General features: G+C 44.4%; 2 protein-coding genes. Both read right to left on the reverse strand.

What is annotated here, in order from left to right:
• Positions 1 to 424: DNA ligase LigA-related protein (locus B4K20_RS15455; protein WP_414683393.1), on the reverse strand; the 424-nt coding region annotated here is incomplete at its 3' end.
• Positions 408 to 1,226: a cell division protein ZipA C-terminal FtsZ-binding domain-containing protein gene (locus tag B4K20_RS15460; RefSeq protein WP_289283599.1), complete on the reverse strand. Its 819-nt coding sequence runs from the start codon at positions 1,224 to 1,226 to the stop codon at positions 408 to 410. The genes B4K20_RS15455 and B4K20_RS15460, both read right to left, overlap by 17 nt.
• Positions 1,227 to 1,386: the final 160 nt, after the last annotated feature.

Here is a 1,386-nt window from a genome sequence, read left to right on the forward strand (position 1 = left end):
CATCGCCACGCGTTGCTGCTTGAACCAGGACACCATTTTCATAACGGATACTGATGGCAAGACCATCAAGTTTGGGTTCCGCCGCATAGGTTTGTTCTTTATCGGTATTCAACCAATCCCGCACACGTTTATCAAATGCAGCTAACTCTTGCTGATCAAACACGTTGTCCAAAGACAACATGGGGATGGCATGCTGAACTTCATCAAACTTATCTAACGCTTGACCACCAACACGCTGTGTAGGCGAATCGGCAGTGAGTAACTCAGGATGCGTTTGTTCTAAGCTCTGCAGTTCCCGAAATAAACGGTCATATTCACTATCCGGTACTTCTGGATTATCCAATACGTAATACTGGTAACTGTAGTGATTGAGAGTATCGCGCAACTCGGCAGCACGCTGCCTAACATCAATTGAAATAGTCATTCGACAGGTGATCACTTTCAGCTTGAACGGACATTTGGTACTCGAAAATTTTCGTACGCATCGACTCTATGGCGGCATCACTCACAGGCTGTCGAGTTTCATCACACAGCACGCCACCTAATGATTGCGTCATATTCTTAGCGGTATCCAGTAGGTCATCAAATAATGCCAGACCACTTATTGGTGCGGGTAATCGCGCAAAAATCAGTAAGCCCGGGGTCGACATGGACACAAATTTATCAGGTAAAAGTGTGCCAGGATCAATGATATTCGCCACACTGAATAACGACTGTTTGCGTGAACCTTGGGTAAACCGATGATAAATCTGCATATCACCAAAATGTAAGTCCTGATTTTCCAGCGCGGCCTTGACCTGCTTACCTGAAAACATCGTGCCTGACTCAGCCATAATCGTAAACGCAATAACCATGTCCCAGTCTTGCGCTGGCGCAGGTTCTGGTTTGGCTTTCTTAGCTGGTTTTTCTTGCTGAATATCCTGGAGTGGTGGCTCTGGTTCTGCACTCACAGCTTCTTCATTGGAGAGTGGCTCATCAAACAAGTCCATGTCGACTTCGCTGGATTCTGTTTCACTAAATGACGAACTTGGGCGTGGCGTCTGTTCATGCAACTCTTGTTCAAAAAGTGCGTCAAAGCGTTCTTTGAATTCGTCGTCTTCATCGTTGTGAAGATCCAGTTCACGCTCAAATTCCCTGGCACGTTGCTGGCTCTTATAATTGGCGTACCAACTGACGCCAACAAACGCGATGATAATAACGATAATGAGGATAATTATTTCAGACACTTAATATAATCTTTCACTTAAGAGATAATAGTCATTTTATTTTATTACTTTAGAGAGCATCCATGTCTACACAGCCAAGCAAACAATTAGAAACTTTCGATAATGCAACACCGGAGCGCGATTATACCATTCACATCGAAACATCTGAATTTACCTGTCT

Source organism: Methylophaga sp. UBA5088, from assembly GCF_002414625.1.
GTDB classification, from domain to species: Bacteria; Pseudomonadota; Gammaproteobacteria; order Nitrosococcales; family Methylophagaceae; genus Methylophaga; species Methylophaga marina.